Origin of the sequence: Rhodoferax sp. (genome assembly GCF_028714215.1) — a bacterium.
Classification (GTDB): Bacteria; Pseudomonadota; Gammaproteobacteria; order Burkholderiales; family Burkholderiaceae_C; genus Rhodoferax.
Genome location: NZ_JAQTMS010000002.1, coordinates 32,694 through 49,338 on the forward strand (window position 1 = coordinate 32,694; position 16,645 = coordinate 49,338).

Here is a 16,645-nt window from a genome sequence, read left to right on the forward strand (position 1 = left end):
GGATGTGGTTCCAGGTTAGGCATTGTCGCTGCCCGGGAACTCAGGTGGCAGCATACAGTGCGTTTGGTTCCGGATCTCTCTATGGTTCCTTCTTCGCAGCAGTACCTCTAGCCTTGCCAAGGCTAGGTTTTCCTCGAGAGTCCGTTTTGTGACCATGCTCAGTGCGCAACATCAGTCTCAAGCAACAAACGAACATAGCGCGTGTACGGTATCCCCTTGGCCTTCGCCTTTGCCTTCAAAGCATCAAGCAAGTTTTGAGGAAGCCGCATGTTCAGCGCCGCAGCCTTCGGCTCGACCTCGAAGCGCATTGGCTTGAAGCCTGACAGGTCGTAATGCGAAAGGTCTGCCGTATCAACGAATCGCTCCGCATCCGCATCACTCGCGAGTGTTGGCATGGGCTTAGATTTGGTTTTCATAGTGATCGATCTCCTTCTGGTGCATGTAGCGGGCACTGATGGGGCGAAGCATGGTCTTGGCGTCAACCTTGCGTAGCATGAAAACCAGAAAGACGTAGCGCCCAGTCTCCGTCTTTCCGATGGCCCTCATGCGCGGCTCATCCGGGTTAGGGTCTGGCATGACGGCAGGCGTCCCAAGGAGAACCTGTTCTATTTCCTCTCGGGAAACGCCATGCTTGCCGCACTTCGGCCAGTTGCCTTCGTCCCAGTCGCAACCCCGCTATTTTCACGCTCTAATTATACGCGTTTGTCTCTACATTTGTCGTTACTCACACCCCAAGTCGCGGTCAGGCCGGGGACGGGAATCAGGATGCCTTCAAGCGCAGCAGCGGTTGATCGTCAGGCATCGAGGTTGTCGGGGAGTTCCGGCGGCGGTTTGCGCGGCAATGTCAGGATGAATTCGGCGCCACCGCCCAGGGCCTGGGCCGCCGTGATGTGGCCCCGGTGCGCTTCCACCACGGCCTTGCAGATCGCCAGCCCGAGACCGACACCCGGTGTCGCCGACTCGGTCTTGCCGCGTGTGAATTTCTCGAACAGCGTGTGCTCCTGGCCCAGGCTGGCCGCTGGCAGACCCGGCCCATGGTCGCGCACGCTGAGCACCAGTGTTGTCGGCGTGACGCTGGCGCTGACCAGGATAGGCCGGCTGTCAGGCCTCGCGTCAGTGCCGTATTTGGCGGCATTCTCCAGCAGATTCACCAGCACCCGCTCCATCAGGGCGGCGTCGAACTCGACCAGCGGCAAGTCGGCCGGCAGCTCGGTTTGCACCACCGCATCAATCAGGGCATGACGTGCCGCGCGGATGGCGCTGCCGACCAGCTCTTCGACCGAGTGCCAGTCGCTGCGCAGATTGGCCTGGCCGCTTTGCAGGCGCGCCATGTCCAGCAGGTTGGTGACCAGCGCATTGAGCTGCCGCGCCTCCTGCACGATGGCGCGGGCCGAACTGGCCTGCTCGGCCGCCAGCGGTGGTGCCGAGTGCTCCAGCGATTCCGCCAGTCCCACCAGGGCCGTCAGCGGTGTACGCACATCGTGCGAGATCGCCGCCAGCAAGGCGCTGCGCAGGCTCTCGGACTCCATTTGCACCAGCGCCGCTTGCGCCACCTCAACATAGTGCACCCGCTCCAGCGCAATGGCGATCTGACGCGCCAGCGTCTCCAGCTGTTGCACCTGCTCGGGAATCATGAGCCAGCGCGGATGCGCCGGTTGCAGCGCCAGCACACCGCGAATCCGCATCGGCGCCCGCAGCGGCACGTAATGCCAGGTGTGGGCCGGCAGCGTGGCGGTGGCCAAACCGGCGCGCTGGCCGTTGTGAAAAGCCCAATCGGCGATGCTGGCATCGATGGACTCCGGCAGATCATCGGTCAGCAGCAACTGGTCGTTGGCGTCGGTCAGCAGCACCCGCGCCTGGCCGCCAAAGCTGCGCTGCACCGCCGCCTCGCCCAGCTCCACCACTTGCACCGCTTGTAGCGCGGCCGACAGATCGCGCGTCAGCTCGAACAGGGCGCGCGCGCGGCGCTCCCGGCTGGCCGACATGCGGGCCGAAAAACGCAGCCGCGCCGTCAGTTGACCGATCATCAATCCGACCGCCAGCATGACGGCAAACGTCATCAGGTATTGCACGTCGCTGACGGCAAACGAGAAACGCGGCGGCACAAAGAAAAAGTCGAATGAGGCGACACCCAAGACGGCGGCCAGCATGGCCGGGCCGCGCCCCAGTTTCACCGCCACCAGCACCACGTAGAGCAGGAACAGCATCACGATATTGGCCAGGTCGAACAGCGGCGCCAGCGGCAGGGCCAGCAGCGTGGTCGACAGGCAGACGGCAGCGGTCCAGGCATAAGCCGGCCAGGCCTCGCGCCACAGCGTTGCAGCTTCTTCATCACGGCCGTCGCGCGGCAAGGCCGGCGACAAGCGGCGTGTGCTGTCGGCGACGCCGACTTCGACGATGTCCAGCGCCGGCGCCAGGGTCGCGAGCTGGCGCGTGACGGTGGGGCGCCGGACGCGCCACAGCGCCTGCCAGCGCCGCGCGCTGGGTCGGCCGGTCACCAGGGTGGCGCAGTTCAGGGTATCGGCCTGGCGCACCAGCTCGGTAGCCACGTCGCTGCCGGTCAGCACGGCGGTGCCGGCGCCCAGTTCCTCGGCCAGTTTGAGTACCGCCAGCGTGCGGTCGCGCACCGCGGCCGGCAAGTGCTGCTGTGCCGGGGTCTCCACGTAGACCGCATGCCAGCTTACATTGAGCTGGCCGGCCAGCCGGGCCGCACTGCGCACCGCATGTTCGGCACCTTCATGGGGGCCGACACACACCAGGATGGCGCCCGAGGTGTTCCAGGCCGGCGCACGGGCGATAGCGCCGCCGGCTTGCGACTGCTCGACGCGGTAACTGCGCACGTCGTCTTCCACGTGCTCGGCGGTGCGGCGCAAGGCAATCTCGCGCAGCGCGATCAGGTTGCCCTTGCGGAAAAAATTCTGCGCCGCGCGCTCCGCCTGTTGCGGCAGGTAGACCTTGCCGGCTTTGAGGCGCTCCAGCAGTTCGTCGGGTGTTACGTCGACCAGAATGATCTCGTCGGCGCGGTCCAGCACGGTGTCGGGCACGGTCTCGTGCACGCGGATGCCGGTAATGGCGCCCACCGTGCCATTGAGGCTCTCCAGATGCTGCACATTGAGAGCGCTCCAGACGTCGATGCCGGCGTCCAGCAACTCCTGCACGTCCTGCCAGCGCTTCGGATGGCGCGAGCCCTGGGCATTGCTGTGCGCCAGCTCGTCGACCAGCAGCACCGCCGGGTGCGCCGCCAGAGCGGCGTCGAGGTCGAATTCAAACAGGGTGCGGCCGCGGTAGGGCACCTCGCGCTGCGGCAATTGCGGCAGGCCCGCCAGCAATTCGGCGGTCTCGCCGCGGCCATGGGTTTCGATCACACCGACCAGCACCTGCCGTCCTGCGCGCTGTTCGCGCTGCGCCGCATTGAGCATGGCGTAGGTCTTGCCAACGCCGGCGCCGGCGCCGAAGTAGATGCGCAGCTTCCCCTGGCGCGCGCGCTCCCCCTGGCTGCGGATTTGCTCCAGCAGTTGATCAGGGTCCGGGCGGGCATCCGGAAAACTAGCCATGAGATGTCTGCTTCATCGGGTTTTCAAAATTGTTTTGCGCAGGGTAGCACCATCGCCTTGTTCAACGAAGATCTTCCAGCGCCAGATTGAGTTTCAGCACGTTGACTTGGGATTCACCCAGAAAACCCAGCAGCGGCGGCTCGGTCTGCTGCTCCACCAGGCCCTGCACTCGTTCGACCGCCAGGCCGCGCGCCTTGGCCACCCGGGCCACCTGGTAGCGCGCCGCGGCCGGGCTGATGTGCGGGTCCAAGCCGCTGGCAGAAGCCGTCACCAGATCCACCGGCACCGACGCCCAGTTGCCGGGATCGGCGGCGCGCAAGGCTTCGACACGGCCCTTCACGGCGTCCGTCAAGGCCGGGTTCAGCGGACCCAAGTTGGAGCCACTGGAATTCGCGGCGTTGTAGGCCATCGGGCTGGTGGCGGAAGGACGGCCCCAGAAGTGTTTAGCGTCGCTGAAATTCTGGCCAATCAAGGCGGAGCCGACCGCCTTGCCATCACGCTGAATCAGGCTGCCGCCGGCCTGCGCCGGAAACAGCAACTGCGCGATCCCGGTTACCAGCAGCGGGTAGGCCACACCGGCGACCAGGGTCAGCACCAGGAAGAGGACCAGTGCCGGGCGAAGAATGTTTCTCATGAGGATTCCTTTAACTTTGCTTGCGTCAGGCCAGCTCAGGCCAAGCGCATGGCGACCAGCAACAGGTCGATGGCCTTGATGCCGATGAAGGGCACGATCAAACCGCCGACGCCGTAAATCAGCAGATTGCGGCGCAACAGCACGGCGGCGCCCATGGCCCGGTACTTGACACCCGTCAGCGCCAGCGGAATCAGGGCCACGATGATCAGCGCATTGAAAATCACGGCCGACAAAATGGCCGAGGAAGGACTGCCCAGCTGCATCACATTGAGGGCCGACAACTGCGGATAGGTGCTCACGAACATCGCCGGGATGATGGCGAAATACTTGGCCACGTCGTTGGCAATCGAGAAGGTGGTGAGCGAGCCGCGCGTCATCAGCAAGGCCTTGCCGGTCTCCACCACTTCCAGCAACTTGGTCGGGTTCGAATCCAGATCGACCATGTTGCCGGCTTCCTTGGCGGCCTGGGTACCGCTGTTCATGGCCACCGCCACGTCGGCTTGCGCCAGCGCCGGTGCGTCGTTGGTGCCGTCGCCGGTCATGGCCACCAGACGGCCCTCAGCCTGGTACTGGCGTATCAGCTTGAGCTTGTCCTCTGGCGTCGCCTCGGCCAGGAAATCATCGACACCAGCTTCGGCCGCAATGGCCGCCGCAGTGAGCTTGTTGTCGCCGGTGATCATGATGGTCTTGATGCCCATGCGGCGCAGCTCGCCAAAACGCTCCTTGATGCCAGCCTTGACGATGTCCTTGAGTTCCACCACGCCCAGCACGAGCTTGCCATCGGACACTGCCAGCGGCGTGCTGCCGCGGCGTGATATCTCGTCGGAAGCCCGGACCACTTCTGCCGGGACGCTGCCGCCCAGGGATTCGATGTGTTTGCGGATGGCATCGACCGCGCCCTTGCGCAGTTGGCGTGTGCTGCCATCGCTATTCCTAACGTCGACGCCGCTCATGCGGGTCTGGGCAGTAAAGGGAACCTCGGTCATCGCACCGACCAGTGCTTGCGCTGCATTCAGTTTTTGGGCCAGCGCGACAATGCTGCGGCCTTCGGGCGTCTCATCGGCCATCGACGCCTGCATGGCAAAAGTGGCGAGTTGCTGCTCCGATACGCCAGGCGCGCTCAGGAACCGGGTGGCCTGCCGGTTGCCATGAGTGATGGTGCCGGTCTTGTCCAGCAGCAGCACGTCGACGTCGCCAGCGGCTTCCACGGCGCGGCCCGAGGTCGCAATCACATTGGCCTGCATCATGCGGCTCATGCCCGCCACGCCCACCGCCGACAGCAAGCCACCGATAGTGGTCGGAATCAGGCACACCAGCAAAGCGACCAGCGCCGTCAGGCTCACCGCGCTGCCGGCCTTGGCGGCTTCCACGCTGAACATCGAGTAGGGCAACAGCGTGACCGTGACCACCAGGAACACGATGGTCAGCGCCACCAGCAAAATGGTGAGGGCAATTTCATTGGGTGTTTTCTGGCGTTTGGCGCCCTCCACCATGCTGATCATGCGGTCCAGGAACGATTCGCCCGGATTGACCGTTATGCGCAGCACCAGCCAGTCGGACAGCACGCGCGTGCCGCCGGTCACAGCTGAGAAATCGCCGCCCGATTCGCGCACCACCGGTGCCGATTCACCGGTGATGGCGCTCTCGTCGACCGAGGCCACGCCTTCAATGACCTCGCCGTCCAGCGGAATCATCTCGTTGGCTTCAACCAGCACCACATCGCCTTTTCTCAGGTTTTCTGCCTGCTCCGGCAGCCAAGAGCGAGCCCCCACGCTTGCCACTTCGTGTGCTGCGCTGCCCCCCGAGGGGGCTGTTTCGCCTTGGGGCGGCCCGGCGGCGAAACGTGCGCCCTGTTTCGACCCCTGTAGTTTTTTGGCCCAGGTGCTTTTCTTCAGGGTACGCAGCGAGGCCGCTTGCGCCTTGCTGCGGCCTTCGGCCAGTGCTTCCGCAAAGTTGGCAAACAACACGGTGAACCACAGCCACAGCGCCACGGCGAAGATAAAGCCGACGGAGGCCTCACCCTTGCCTTGCAGCGCCTGCAGGCCCAGCAAGGTGGTCAGGATGCTGCCGATATAGACCACAAACATGACGGGGTTGCGCCATTGCACACGCGGACTCAGCTTGGTAAAGGAAGCCTTGATGGCGGGCATGACCAGCACCGGATCGAACAGCGTTAGAGAAGTTTTCGTTTTCATATGATTTGCCTCGGCGCTTCAATGACCAGGCCACAGCATCAGATGCTCAACCATGGGGCCTAGCGCCAGCCCCGGCACGTAATTGAGCAGGCCCACCAGCAGCACGGTGCCGATCAACAGCGCCACGAACAGCGGGCCGTGGGTCGGCATCGTTCCGGCCGTCACCGGCAGGCGTTTCTTGGCCGCCAGCGCGCCGGCAATCGCCAGCACCGGCACGATCACGCCGAAGCGTCCCAGCCACACCGCCAGGCCCAGCATCCCGTTGTAAAACGGCGTGTTGGCCGACAGACCGGCGAAGGCGCTGCCGTTGTTGTTGGCGGCCGAGCTGAAGGCGTACAAGATTTCGGAAAATCCGTGCGCGCCGGGGTTGGCGATACCGGCCCTGCCGTCGCCAGCCACGACAGCGATCGCGGTACCAATCAGCACCACAATGGGCGTCACCAGAATGGCGATCGAGGTCAGCTTCATTTCATGCGACTCGATCTTCTTGCCCAAGTACTCCGGCGTGCGGCCAATCATCAAACCGGCGATAAACACCGCCAGAATGGCAAACACCAGCATGCCGTAGAGGCCCGAGCCGACGCCGCCGAACACCACTTCGCCCAGTTGGATCATCACCATCGGCACCATGCCGCCCAGCGGCGTGAAGGAGTCGTGCATGGCGTTCACGGCACCGCACGAGGCAGCGGTGGTGATGACGGCAAACAGGCTGGACGCATTGATGCCATAGCGCACCTCCTTGCCTTCCATATTGCCGCCGGACTGTAGGCTGCTGGCGGTCTGGTCGACGCCCAGGGCACCGATGAGCGGATTGCCGGCCTGCTCGGCGGGCGTGATGACGATGACGGCAATGACAAACATCACGGTCATTGCCGCCAGCACGGCCCAGCCCTGGCGCAGATCGCCGACCTCGCGGCCGAAGGCAAAGCACAGCGCCGCCGGAATCAGGAAGATCGCCAGCATCTGCAGCAGGTTGCTCAGCGCGGTCGGGTTCTCATAAGGGTGGGCCGAATTGGCATTGAAGAAGCCACCGCCGTTGGTGCCTATCATCTTGATCGCCTCTTGCGACGCGACCGGACCCATGGCGAGGCTTTGCGTGGCGGTCTTCAGGTCTTCCATGACCGGGTTGCCCTTGGCATCTTTCAAGGGCTGACCATCGGCACCGTTCTTGGGCTGCTGGTAAGCGTTGACTTCCAGTGTCGCCACGTCCTTGTAGGCGTCGAAGTTCTGGATCACGCCTTGCCCCGCCAGAACCACGGCAAAGACCAGCGACAGTGGCAACAGCAACCAGCTTGTGATGCGCGTGATATCGACCCAGAAGTTGCCGACGTGCCCGAGACGGGCGCGCTCCTGCTCCGCGCCGGTGGGACGCGCGGCGAAGCCGCGAATGAGGGCGAACGCCACGGCGATGCCGGTCGCAGCAGACAAAAAGTTCTGCACCGCGAGCACCAGCATCTGCGTCAGATAGCTCATGGTCGACTCGCCACCATAGCCCTGCCAGTTGGTGTTGGTGACAAAGCTGACGGCGGTGTTGAAGGCCGAGTCGGGCGACACATTGGCCATGCCAGCCGGATTGAGTGGCAGCCAGAGCTGCACGCGCTGCAAGGCGTAGACCGCGAAAACGCCAAGCGCATTGAAGGCCAGCAAGGCCAGCGCGTAGTGCGACCAGTTCATGGATTTGTCAGGGGAGGTGCCCGCCAGACGGTACAGCGGCGCTTCGACCCGTTGCATCCAGCGCGGCAGGTTGCCGGAACTCAGGCGCGCCAGCCAGATGCCCAGCGGCCAGGCCGCCAGTAGCAACAAAACGAGGTAGAGGGCCAACAGACCCCAAGAGGAAGTAGTCATCAGAATTCCTCGGCGCGGATCAGCGCATAGACCAGATAGGCCAGCAACAGGACGGCGCAAACGCCACCCAAACCGTAAAGAACGGTGAGGCTGATCATGGCCGGCCCCCTTGCGGTTTTTCGAGCTTCCTGAAGCCCCAAACCAACAGCACCATCAGGCCCCACAGGCCGGCGCCGGCGGCGACAAAAACGATATCCATGAGCAACTCCCGAGTCAAATGAATGACGGAAGTTTGCTTATCCGGGCGTAAAAACGGGGATGAGATTTATCAAGCGGCCGTAAAAAAAGCGTAAAGGTCAAATCCAAAGTCGAGACTTCAGACTTCGATTTGCGAAAGCGATTGCCGCTTGCCGGCGTGCGGCGCGAGTTATGCAGGGGATAGCTAAACCTGCGGCAGCAAAAAGCGCCGCTCCCAGGCGCTGATCTCGCGCAGGTAGCTGTCGTATTCCAGCGCCTTGACGGCGCAAAAGCCGGTGACGAAAGCATCGCCCAGCAGGCGCCGACTGGAGGCGCTGCGCTCCATCTGCTCAAGCGCCGGCAAGAAGCTGCGCGCCAGCGCATGCGCCTGATCGTAGGCGCTGGCTGTGACCGCAATCGGCTCGGTCGGCGTCAAGGCTTCATCCATGCCGGCCAGTCCGGCGGCCAGCGAGGCGGCAATCGCCAGATAGGGGTTGGCGTCGGCGCCGGCAATGCGGTTCTCGACCCGGCGCGCGGCGGGGCCGCTGACCGGAATGCGCAGACCGGTGGTGCGGTTGTCGTAACCCCAGTGCAGGTTGACCGGCGCCTGGCTGTCCCTGACAAAGCGGCGATAAGAGTTGACATGCGGGGCAAAGATCAGCATCAGGTCCGGCGCATGGGTTTGCAGGCCGGCGATGAAGTGCCGAAAGCGCGGGCTCTCGGCGCCCTCCTCGCTGCTGAAGATATTGCGCCCGTGGGCGTCCAGCACGCTCTGGTGCAAGTGCATGGAACTGCCCGGCGCGCCGGCAATCGGTTTGGCCATGAAGACGGCGTTCAGGCCGTGCTTGATGGCAGTCTCCTTGGCCGCGTACTTGAACCAGAAGGCCTGGTCGGCCAGCGCCAGCGCGTCGCCGTGCAGCAGGTTGATCTCGTACTGGGTTGGCCCGACCTCGTGAATCCAGGTGTCGGCCTGCACGCCCAAGGCGTCCAGTGCGGCGCGAAACTCATCCCAGAACGGCGCCAGTTCATTGAGCATATTCAGGCTGAAGGCCGACTGGCCGACCTCGGCGCGGCCATTGCGCGCCGCCGGGGCCAGCAGCGGCTGGCTCGGGTCGACGTTGGGGGCGGTCAGGTAAAACTCGATCTCGGGCGCCACCACCGGCGTCAAGCCCCGCGCCGCGTAGCGCGCCAGCACCATTTTGAGCAGCGAGCGGGCGGCAAAGACACAGGGTTCACCGTTCAGTTCGATGCAGTCGTGAATCGCCACGGCGCGCGGGACGCTGGACCAGGGCGACAGCTTGAGCGTGGCGTAGTCCGGCAGCAATCGCACATCCGGGTCGGCGTCCGGAAAAATGGGGTCGTAGGAGTAGTCGCCGGTCACCGCCTGCATCGGAATCGCCTGCGCGATGCGCAGTTCGGCGCCGGCAGCAAAACTGGACGCCGGCATCAGCTTGCCGCGCGGGTAACCGGAGATGTCGGCGAAGAGGCATTCGACGTCGCGAATGCCGTGCTGGCGGAAGAAGGCTTCGAGTTGGCTGGTGTTGGTTGGTTGCATGGCTGGACGATAGCAGAAGCCAGCGACGAAGGTGCTCCGGCAAGCCGGCGCAAAGCCGTTGGCGCCGGGTCATGAGCCCGCAATCCGCAGCGCCTGACCCGGCTGCGCTCAGTTGTTCTTGGCGCCTTCGTTGACCCAGACCTTGAGCGTTTCGATATCCTTGTCGGCCAGTTTTTCCTTGCCGTGGGGCATGCGGATGGCGGAATGCGCGCGCCCCTCCACCAGCATGTTCAAGGTACTGGTGAAGGCGTCTCCAGGCTTGATCAGCGGGCCGAATTTGCCGCCCTTCATGAGCGACTGGTAGCTGGAGGTATCGAGTCCGCTGGCTTCCTGGCCGGGCTTGCCTGGCACATGACATTCGGAACAGTTCTTGCTGAGAATCGGTTGCACGTCCTTGCTGTAGCTCACATTCCTGACCGAACACGCCGTCAGCAGCGCCGCCCCGATTACCGCGGCAGTGCCAAGTATCAGTTTCTTGCACATTTCACTTCCTCCAGGTCGCGCCGGTATCTTAAGCGCTGGCGCCGATGAAGGAAAGAGAATTTAGGGGCTGATCCTTGGGTACCGAGTAAGGCCGGGCCCATGTTGTACGCAGCCTACACGATGGCGCAACGGTTGACGGCCGGCCGAACCGACTTTAGTATCGAGCCCGTGCTTCACTCCTACCGATTTTTCCGACGCAATGCTTCTGCCCGACGCCAGTCAGGCGGGCCGTGCCGCGTTGCCGGAAGATCGATAGCGATGGATGAGATGCTGATGACCTGATCTCTCGCACATTGGATTTCCCGACAAGGCCACGGCTCACCCCGTGGCCTTTTTGTTTTTGTACCTCAACCCAGGAGAATTTGCATGCCCATGGCAACCCCGGCCCCAGCCCCAGCCCCTCACAGCCTGATGCCCGTCACCCAGCGTCCGGACCTTGTCTTCGTTCGCGGCGCCGGCGCCTATCTCTACGACCGCCAGGGCCGACGCTATCTGGACTGGGTGCAGGGCTGGGCGGTGAATTGCCTGGGGCACGCGCCGGCCGCGCTGGCGCAGGCCCTGTCGACCCAGGCCAGCACGCTGATCAATCCCAGTCCGGCGTTCTACAACGAGCCGGCCCTCGAACTGGCCCAACTGCTGACCCGCAACAGTTGCTTCGACCAGGTCTTTTTCGCCAGCTCGGGGGCCGAGGCCAACGAGGGCGCCATCAAGCTGGCGCGCAAATGGGGCCAGTTGCACAAGAGCGGCGCCTTCGAGATCATCACCTTCAACAATGGTTTTCACGGCCGCACCCTGGCCACCATGTCGGCCAGCGGCAAGGCCGGCTGGGATAGTCTTTTTGCCCCGCAAGTGCCGGGTTTTCGCAAAGCCCGCTTCAACGATCTGGACTCGGTGCGTGCCCTCATCGGTCCGGCCACGGTGGCCATCATGCTGGAGCCGACCCAGGGCGAAGCCGGCGTGATTCCGGCCGACATCGAATTCCTGCGCGGGCTGCGGGAACTGTGCGACCGCCACCAGTTGCTGCTGATCGCTGACGAAGTGCAGACCGGCTGCGGCCGCACCGGAACGCTGTTCGCCTACCAGCGCTACGGGGTCGAGCCCGACATCATGACCCTGGGCAAAGGCCTGGGCGGCGGCGCCCCGCTCTCGGCGCTGCTGGCCAAAAAGGCCTGCTGCTGTTTCGAGCCGGGCGACCAGGGCGGCACTTTTTGCGGCAACCCGCTGATGTGCGCGGCCGGCGTAGCCGTCATGCGCAGCCTGCTGACGGATGGCTTCCTCGAAGCCAGCCGTGCCGTCGGCGCCCAGCTGGCGGACGGTTTGAGCGAGTTGGCGCAAGAGTTCCAGTTGGGTGAAGTTCGGGGCCACGGCTGGCTGCTGGCGCTGGAACTGGGGCGCGACCTAGCGGCGCAAGTGGTCACCCTGGCCCGCGCGCAGGGTCTGCTGCTGAACGCCCCGCGCCCCAACAGCCTGCGCTTCATGCCGGCGCTCAACAGCACACCTGCTGAAGTGCGCGAGGGGCTGGCGCTGCTACGCCAGGTATTGGCCGCACTGCGCCACGAAGAGGGCGCGGCACCGCTCGGCACCAGCGCTGCATCCCAAACCGGGCAGCCGGCGCTTTCGCTGTACCAGGACGCCCTGCACCGGTCCCAGGTGATCGCGCTGTGGCAAGCGGTGTTCGGTTATGAAGCGCCCCACAACGCGCCGGCGCTGACGATCGACAAGAAGCTGGCGCTGGCGGACCGCCTGTTCTTCGTGGCGCTGGCTGGCGACAGCGTGGTGGGCACCATCATGGCCGGCTACGACGGGCACCGGGGCTGGCTCTACTCGGTCGCGGTGCACCCGTCCCATCGCCAGCAAGGCCTGGGCGCTGCCTTGGTCACACATGCCGAACGCGCCCTGGCGGCCCGGGGTTGCGTCAAGGTCAATCTCCAGATTCTGGCCGGCAATCAAGCGGTTGCGGCTTTCTATGCGCCCCTGGGCTATGCCGTCGAGCCGCGCATCAGCATGGGCAAGCTGCTGGCGCAGAACGGCCACGGCGGCTGAGGTCAGTCTTGTGAGCGGCCCAGGTGACGGGCCAACACCAGCCACGCCATGGCCCAGGCCGAGCCGAAGGCCCAGCCACCGAAAACATCGGTGGCGTAGTGCACACCCAACAGGATGCGGCTCAGTCCCACTAGCAGCGTCATGAGGATGGCGGTCAGCAGAATGTAGGCGCGCTCGCTCAGGCGGCTGCGGCTGCTTGCAATCACGGTGCCCAGGGTGAGGAACACGAGCGCCGACATGCTGGCATGGCCGCTGGGAAAGCTCAGGCCGGAGGCCGTCAGCGCGGCGTAGGCGGCGTCCGGGCGCAGGCGGCCAAAGAGCGCCTTGAAGACGCTGACCAGCACTGTGCCGGACAGCGCCGATGCCGCCACCAGCAAGGCAGTGGTCTTTTTCGAGACCAGCAGCAAATAGCCCACGGTGGCGAGCGTGAACAGCGTCAGCACCACCGTGCTGCCCAGGCCGCTCAGGTCGCGCATCACTTCCGCCAGTCCGGGATAGGCGGCGCGCAGCGCTTGCGCGAGCTGCAGCATCTGCAGGTCGAAAGTGCGCGTCTCGCCTTCCCCGACCTCGCTGCCAAGCAGTGCAAAAGCCAAGGCCAGGGCGGCCGCAACAAACACAAACAACAGGGGCCTGAGCAGCGCTTTGTACCCGGCCGACCGGGACGCAGAGGGAGCGACGGCGCGGTCGCCATGGGATGGAGAAATGGAAGTCATGGCCGCATGGTAATCGCCACGCCGCCCAGCACCGCGTTGCCGGACAAGGGGTCGCGCAACTGGTCGTCCAGCAAGGCATTCAGGTTGACGCCGGGACGCTGTGCCGCCAGCGTCAGTCGGGCGCCCGGCAGATGGTGGCCCCAGCCGTGCGGCAGGCTCACCACGCCGGGCATCATCTGGTCGCTGATCTGGACCTGGGCCTGCACCTGGCGCGCTCCGTTTTCAAGGGTCGCCAGCGCGCCGTCCGTCAGCTGCAGGCGCGCCGCGTCGATCGGGTGCACCAGCGCGGTACAGCGCATAGGCCCCTTGGCCAGCAGCGGCAGGTTGTGCATCCAGCTGTTGTTGCTGCGCACGTCACGCCGGCCTATGACCACCAGCTCGGGTGCCGGGCGTTGCAGATCGGCGATGGGGCGTTGCAGGTCGGCGATGAACGACGCCGGTGCCAGCTCGATCTTGCCGCTGGCGGTACGCAGCAGCTCGGGAATGCGCGGTTGCAACGGGCCCAGGTCGATGCCGCCGCTGGCATTCGACGCCATCACTTTGGCCAGGTTCAAACCGTCCGGCTGTAAACCAAAGCGGTCGCCATAGGGGCCGCTGCGCAGCGCCACATCGATGCCGCGCTGCGGCCCGCGCAAGCCCTGGGTGGCGCGCAGCACGGCGTCGGCCTGGGCGCCAAACAGGCGTTGCGCATCTTCTGCAAACTGCGCATCGTCCAGCGCATCGGCATCCACTTGCGCGCCCTTGCCCTGCACGATGGCCGCCAGTTTGAGCAGGGTCTGCCATTCCTCCGGTTGACCGGCCGGGCGCAGCAGCACGGGCGGGCTGTAGCGCGCCTGGTTGCGCCACGACAGCTGCGGAAAAGCCATGTCGAAATGCATCTCCTCCAGCGGCGACAGACCGGGCAGGATGACGTCCGCATGGCGCGTGGTTTCGTTCAGGTAGATGTCCAGACTGACCATGAAGTCCAGGCTATCCAGCGCTTGCGCCAGCCGCGGCCCGTCGGGACTGGAGAGCACCGGGTTGCCGGCGACCGTGATCAGGGCGCGCACCTGGCCCGCGCCGGCGGTTTCGATTTCCTCGGCCAGGCAGGTGATGGGCAGTTCGCCAAACACCTCGGGGGCGCCGCTGACCCGGGCCTGATGGCGCCCGGTGGCGATGCCTTTGCCGACGCCCGGCCGGCCCATGGTGTTGGCGGCAAAAGCCGCAGCCTTGGCGAACATGGCGCCGCCCGGCATATCCAGGTGACCGGTCAGCACGTTGAGCACATCCACCAGCCAGCTCGCCAGCGTGCCGTACTCCTGGGTGCAGGTGCCGATGCGCGCATAGACGGCGGCGCGCTCGGCGCCGGCCAGTTCACGGGCCAGGCTGCGGATGGTCGGCGCTGACAAGCCGCAGCGCAGCGCCACCGCGTCGGGGCTGAACGGCGCCACCGCGGCGCGCACCTCGTCGACGCCATTGACCCAGTTTTCAACGACCCCCAGGCGCACCAGGTCTTCGGCAAACAAGGTATGCACCATGGCCGCCAGCAGAAACACATCGGCACCGGGCCGGATGAAATGGTGCGCATCGGCGACGGCCGCCGTCTCTGTGCGGCGCGGGTCGATGACGATCAGCTTGCCGCCGCGCGCCTGCATCGCCTTGGCCTTGCCCTTGAAGTCCGGCACGGTCCACATACTGCCGTTGCTGGCCAGCGGGTTGGCGCCTATGACCAGCAGCAGATCCGTGCGGTCTATGTCGGGTAGCGCGATCGACAGCCAATGGCCGAACAGCCTGCCGCTGGCCAGCTGCTTGGGCATCTGGTCCAGCGTCGAGGCCGAAAAAACGTTTTGCGTGCCCAGCGCGCGCACCAGCTTGGGGAAGTAGCTCAGCAGCCCGATCTTGTGCGCCGAAGGGTTGCCCACCAGCACGACGGTGGCGTTGCGCCCATGCGCTGCCATGAGCGGCGGCAGGCGCTGTTCGATCTCGGCAAACGCCTCGTCCCAGGTGGCGCTCTGGTGCACTCCGTCGCGTTTGATCAGCGGGGTGCGCAGCCGGTCCGGGTCCTCGTGCAAATCTTTCAGTGCCACGCCCTTGGGGCACAGGTAGCCCGCGCTTAACACGTCTGCGGCATGGCCGCGGATGCTGATCGGCTGGCCATCCCTGACCTTGATCTCAAGGCCGCAGCAGGCTTCGCACAAGGGGCAAACACGGTAGTGGAGGGTGTCCGACATGGTGGTCCTGGAAAAAATGAAAACAGGCGCGATTTACGCATATCCGCCCAGGGCCTGTCCAGAACGCGAGTGACAGGCAGGGAGGCGGGCTCGCCGCCCCCTGACTTGGCTTTAGTCCCTCACCTTGAGCAGCAGGATATTGCCCATCGATTGCAGTCCCACCTGCTCTTCCAGCAAAAGGCCGGAGCGTTCGAAAAGACTTTGCCACTCCACCAGCGTTCTTTCCCTGCCGCGGGTTCCCATGAACATCTGTAGGTCGAAGGAGGCGCTGGCCAGATCGGCTTTCACTTCCGGCACCACCAGTTCCAGCAGGGCGATGCGGGCACCGGTTGTGCCAATGGCGCGGGCAAGATTCCGTAGCGCCTGGACGCAACTCGCGTCGTCCATGCCATGCAGGACGACGCACAGCAGGTAGATGTCCTTGTCGCCTTTCGCTGTCGGAATGGAGCTGAGCAAGTCGCCAGCCTCGAACGACAGGCGAGCCAGCAAGGCGGGCGCTTCCCGGTTGCGCCAATAGGCCGGCGCCGTTGCCACCACCTGCGCCCGGTCGAACACCAGGGCTTGGAGAGCCGGGTGGCGCTTCAGGATGGCGACCGACTTGCTGCCCTTGGAGCCGCCGACATCGATCACGCGATCAAAGCGACCCCAGTCGAAATCGGTGGCGAAGCGATCGCCGGTCAAGGCCTCCACGCTGTCCATCGCCGTCGCAAACAAGGCGTCGAATTCGGCGTGATCCTCCATGTAGGCATACAGCTCGCTGCCGTGGGCCGTCTGGAACGGAACGCTGCCGGCGCGCACGCCCTGCTCCAGAGCCTCAAACCAGGGCACGCTCATCTCGGGCGAGTTGTGCATCAGGATCATGGCGCGCACATTGTTGGGCCGGTCTTGCCGAAAACAGGCCGACAGGGTGTTGTTCCGGAAGACCCGGGGCGACACTTCTTCGAATACGCCCAGCGCCGCCAGCATACGCAGCAGCCGGAAGACGCCGTCCGGCTGGGCCGAAACCCGCGCCGCAAGAGCCTGCGCCGTCAGGCTCTGCTCGCCCAGGACGGTGGCAAGGTCCAACCGGGCCGCCACGTAGAGCGCGCGCGACTGCCAGAAGGCCGAGCCGATCTGCATCAGCCGAAACGGCGCCAGCGTCAGCTTGTTGGGAAGGTTTTGCAGCCATGCCGCGAACTTCATCAGTTTCGCGAAGCGGCGCACCGCGCCGGCGTTTTTCTGGAATGACATGGGGGC

The 16,645-nt window shown here is 64.9% G+C and carries 12 protein-coding genes and 2 pseudogenes; 2 read left to right on the forward strand and 12 right to left on the reverse strand.

Going from position 1 to position 16,645, the window contains the following annotated elements:
* Positions 1-158: 158 nt before the first annotated feature.
* From PHS32_RS01155 to PHS32_RS01195, 9 genes and pseudogenes are all read right to left on the reverse strand, one after another.
* Positions 159-416, reverse strand: a complete 258-nt coding sequence (locus PHS32_RS01155) for a CopG family antitoxin (RefSeq protein WP_301076922.1) — start codon at positions 414-416, stop codon at positions 159-161.
* Positions 400-651, reverse strand: a pseudogene (locus PHS32_RS01160) (BrnT family toxin); the annotation flags it as partial. The gene PHS32_RS01155 and the pseudogene PHS32_RS01160, both read right to left, overlap by 17 nt.
* A 143-nt stretch (positions 652-794) precedes the next feature.
* The gene (locus PHS32_RS01165) at positions 795-3,554 is read right to left on the reverse strand and encodes a DUF4118 domain-containing protein (protein WP_301076923.1); all 2,760 of its coding nucleotides are present in this window, start codon (positions 3,552-3,554) and stop codon (positions 795-797) included.
* Positions 3,555-3,615: 61 nt separating this feature from the next.
* Complete coding sequence (gene kdpC, locus PHS32_RS01170; protein ID WP_301076924.1) at positions 3,616-4,188, reverse strand: potassium-transporting ATPase subunit KdpC; 573 nt, start codon at positions 4,186-4,188, stop codon at positions 3,616-3,618.
* Between the two features lie 35 nt (positions 4,189-4,223).
* A complete protein-coding gene (gene kdpB, locus PHS32_RS01175; RefSeq protein WP_301076925.1) occupies positions 4,224-6,383 on the reverse strand; it encodes a potassium-transporting ATPase subunit KdpB in 2,160 nt (719 codons plus the stop codon).
* 18 nt (positions 6,384-6,401) lie between these two features.
* Positions 6,402-8,228 carry a potassium-transporting ATPase subunit KdpA gene (gene kdpA, locus PHS32_RS01180; protein ID WP_301076926.1) on the reverse strand — a complete coding sequence of 609 codons (1,827 nt, stop codon included), beginning with the start codon at positions 8,226-8,228 and terminating at the stop codon, positions 6,402-6,404.
* Entirely contained in the window at positions 8,228-8,326 is a 99-nt protein-coding gene (gene kdpF, locus PHS32_RS01185) for a K(+)-transporting ATPase subunit F (RefSeq protein ID WP_301076927.1), read from the reverse strand. The genes kdpA and kdpF overlap by 1 nt, the downstream gene beginning before the upstream one ends.
* A 284-nt stretch (positions 8,327-8,610) precedes the next feature.
* The gene (locus tag PHS32_RS01190; RefSeq protein WP_301076928.1) at positions 8,611-9,960 is read right to left on the reverse strand and encodes a glutamine synthetase family protein; all 1,350 of its coding nucleotides are present in this window, start codon (positions 9,958-9,960) and stop codon (positions 8,611-8,613) included.
* Positions 9,961-10,068: 108 nt separating this feature from the next.
* Complete coding sequence (locus tag PHS32_RS01195; protein ID WP_301076929.1) at positions 10,069-10,443, reverse strand: c-type cytochrome domain-containing protein; 375 nt, start codon at positions 10,441-10,443, stop codon at positions 10,069-10,071.
* Between the two features lie 372 nt (positions 10,444-10,815).
* On the opposite strand from PHS32_RS01195, the pseudogene PHS32_RS01200 reads away from it, so the two are divergent.
* Both PHS32_RS01200 and PHS32_RS01205 read left to right on the forward strand, forming a co-directional pair.
* A pseudogene (locus PHS32_RS01200) lies at positions 10,816-11,991 on the forward strand (acetylornithine transaminase); the annotation flags it as partial.
* 102 nt (positions 11,992-12,093) lie between these two features.
* A complete protein-coding gene (locus PHS32_RS01205; protein WP_301077074.1) occupies positions 12,094-12,486 on the forward strand; it encodes a GNAT family acetyltransferase in 393 nt (130 codons plus the stop codon).
* Between the two features lie 2 nt (positions 12,487-12,488).
* Here the strand turns inward: PHS32_RS01205 and PHS32_RS01210 are convergent, their stop codons facing one another.
* The 3 genes from PHS32_RS01210 to PHS32_RS01220 form a co-directional block, all read right to left on the reverse strand.
* Entirely contained in the window at positions 12,489-13,199 is a 711-nt protein-coding gene (locus PHS32_RS01210) for a phosphatase PAP2 family protein (RefSeq protein ID WP_301076930.1), read from the reverse strand.
* Positions 13,196-15,409, reverse strand: a complete 2,214-nt coding sequence (locus PHS32_RS01215; RefSeq protein WP_301076931.1) for a molybdopterin-dependent oxidoreductase — start codon at positions 15,407-15,409, stop codon at positions 13,196-13,198. Before PHS32_RS01215 ends, PHS32_RS01210 begins: the two co-directional genes overlap by 4 nt.
* Before the next feature lie 111 nt (positions 15,410-15,520).
* Positions 15,521-16,639, reverse strand: coding sequence for a methyltransferase (locus PHS32_RS01220; protein WP_301076932.1), 1,119 nt, complete (start codon positions 16,637-16,639; stop codon positions 15,521-15,523).
* Positions 16,640-16,645: the final 6 nt, after the last annotated feature.

Bases quoted from the DNA above. Each gene is read 5' to 3' on its own strand.
- PHS32_RS01155 (WP_301076922.1), bottom strand. From the start codon at position 416: ATGAAAACCAAATCTAAGCCCATGCCAACACTCGCGAGTGATGCGGAT.
- PHS32_RS01165 (WP_301076923.1), bottom strand. From the start codon at position 3,554: ATGGCTAGTTTTCCGGATGCCCGCCCGGACCCTGATCAACTGCTGGAG.
- kdpC (WP_301076924.1), bottom strand. From the start codon at position 4,188: ATGAGAAACATTCTTCGCCCGGCACTGGTCCTCTTCCTGGTGCTGACC.
- kdpB (WP_301076925.1), bottom strand. From the start codon at position 6,383: ATGAAAACGAAAACTTCTCTAACGCTGTTCGATCCGGTGCTGGTCATG.
- kdpA (WP_301076926.1), bottom strand. From the start codon at position 8,228: ATGACTACTTCCTCTTGGGGTCTGTTGGCCCTCTACCTCGTTTTGTTG.
- kdpF (WP_301076927.1), bottom strand. From the start codon at position 8,326: ATGATCAGCCTCACCGTTCTTTACGGTTTGGGTGGCGTTTGCGCCGTC.
- PHS32_RS01190 (WP_301076928.1), bottom strand. From the start codon at position 9,960: ATGCAACCAACCAACACCAGCCAACTCGAAGCCTTCTTCCGCCAGCAC.
- PHS32_RS01195 (WP_301076929.1), bottom strand. From the start codon at position 10,443: ATGTGCAAGAAACTGATACTTGGCACTGCCGCGGTAATCGGGGCGGCG.
- PHS32_RS01210 (WP_301076930.1), bottom strand. From the start codon at position 13,199: ATGACTTCCATTTCTCCATCCCATGGCGACCGCGCCGTCGCTCCCTCT.
- PHS32_RS01215 (WP_301076931.1), bottom strand. From the start codon at position 15,409: ATGTCGGACACCCTCCACTACCGTGTTTGCCCCTTGTGCGAAGCCTGC.
- PHS32_RS01220 (WP_301076932.1), bottom strand. From the start codon at position 16,639: ATGTCATTCCAGAAAAACGCCGGCGCGGTGCGCCGCTTCGCGAAACTG.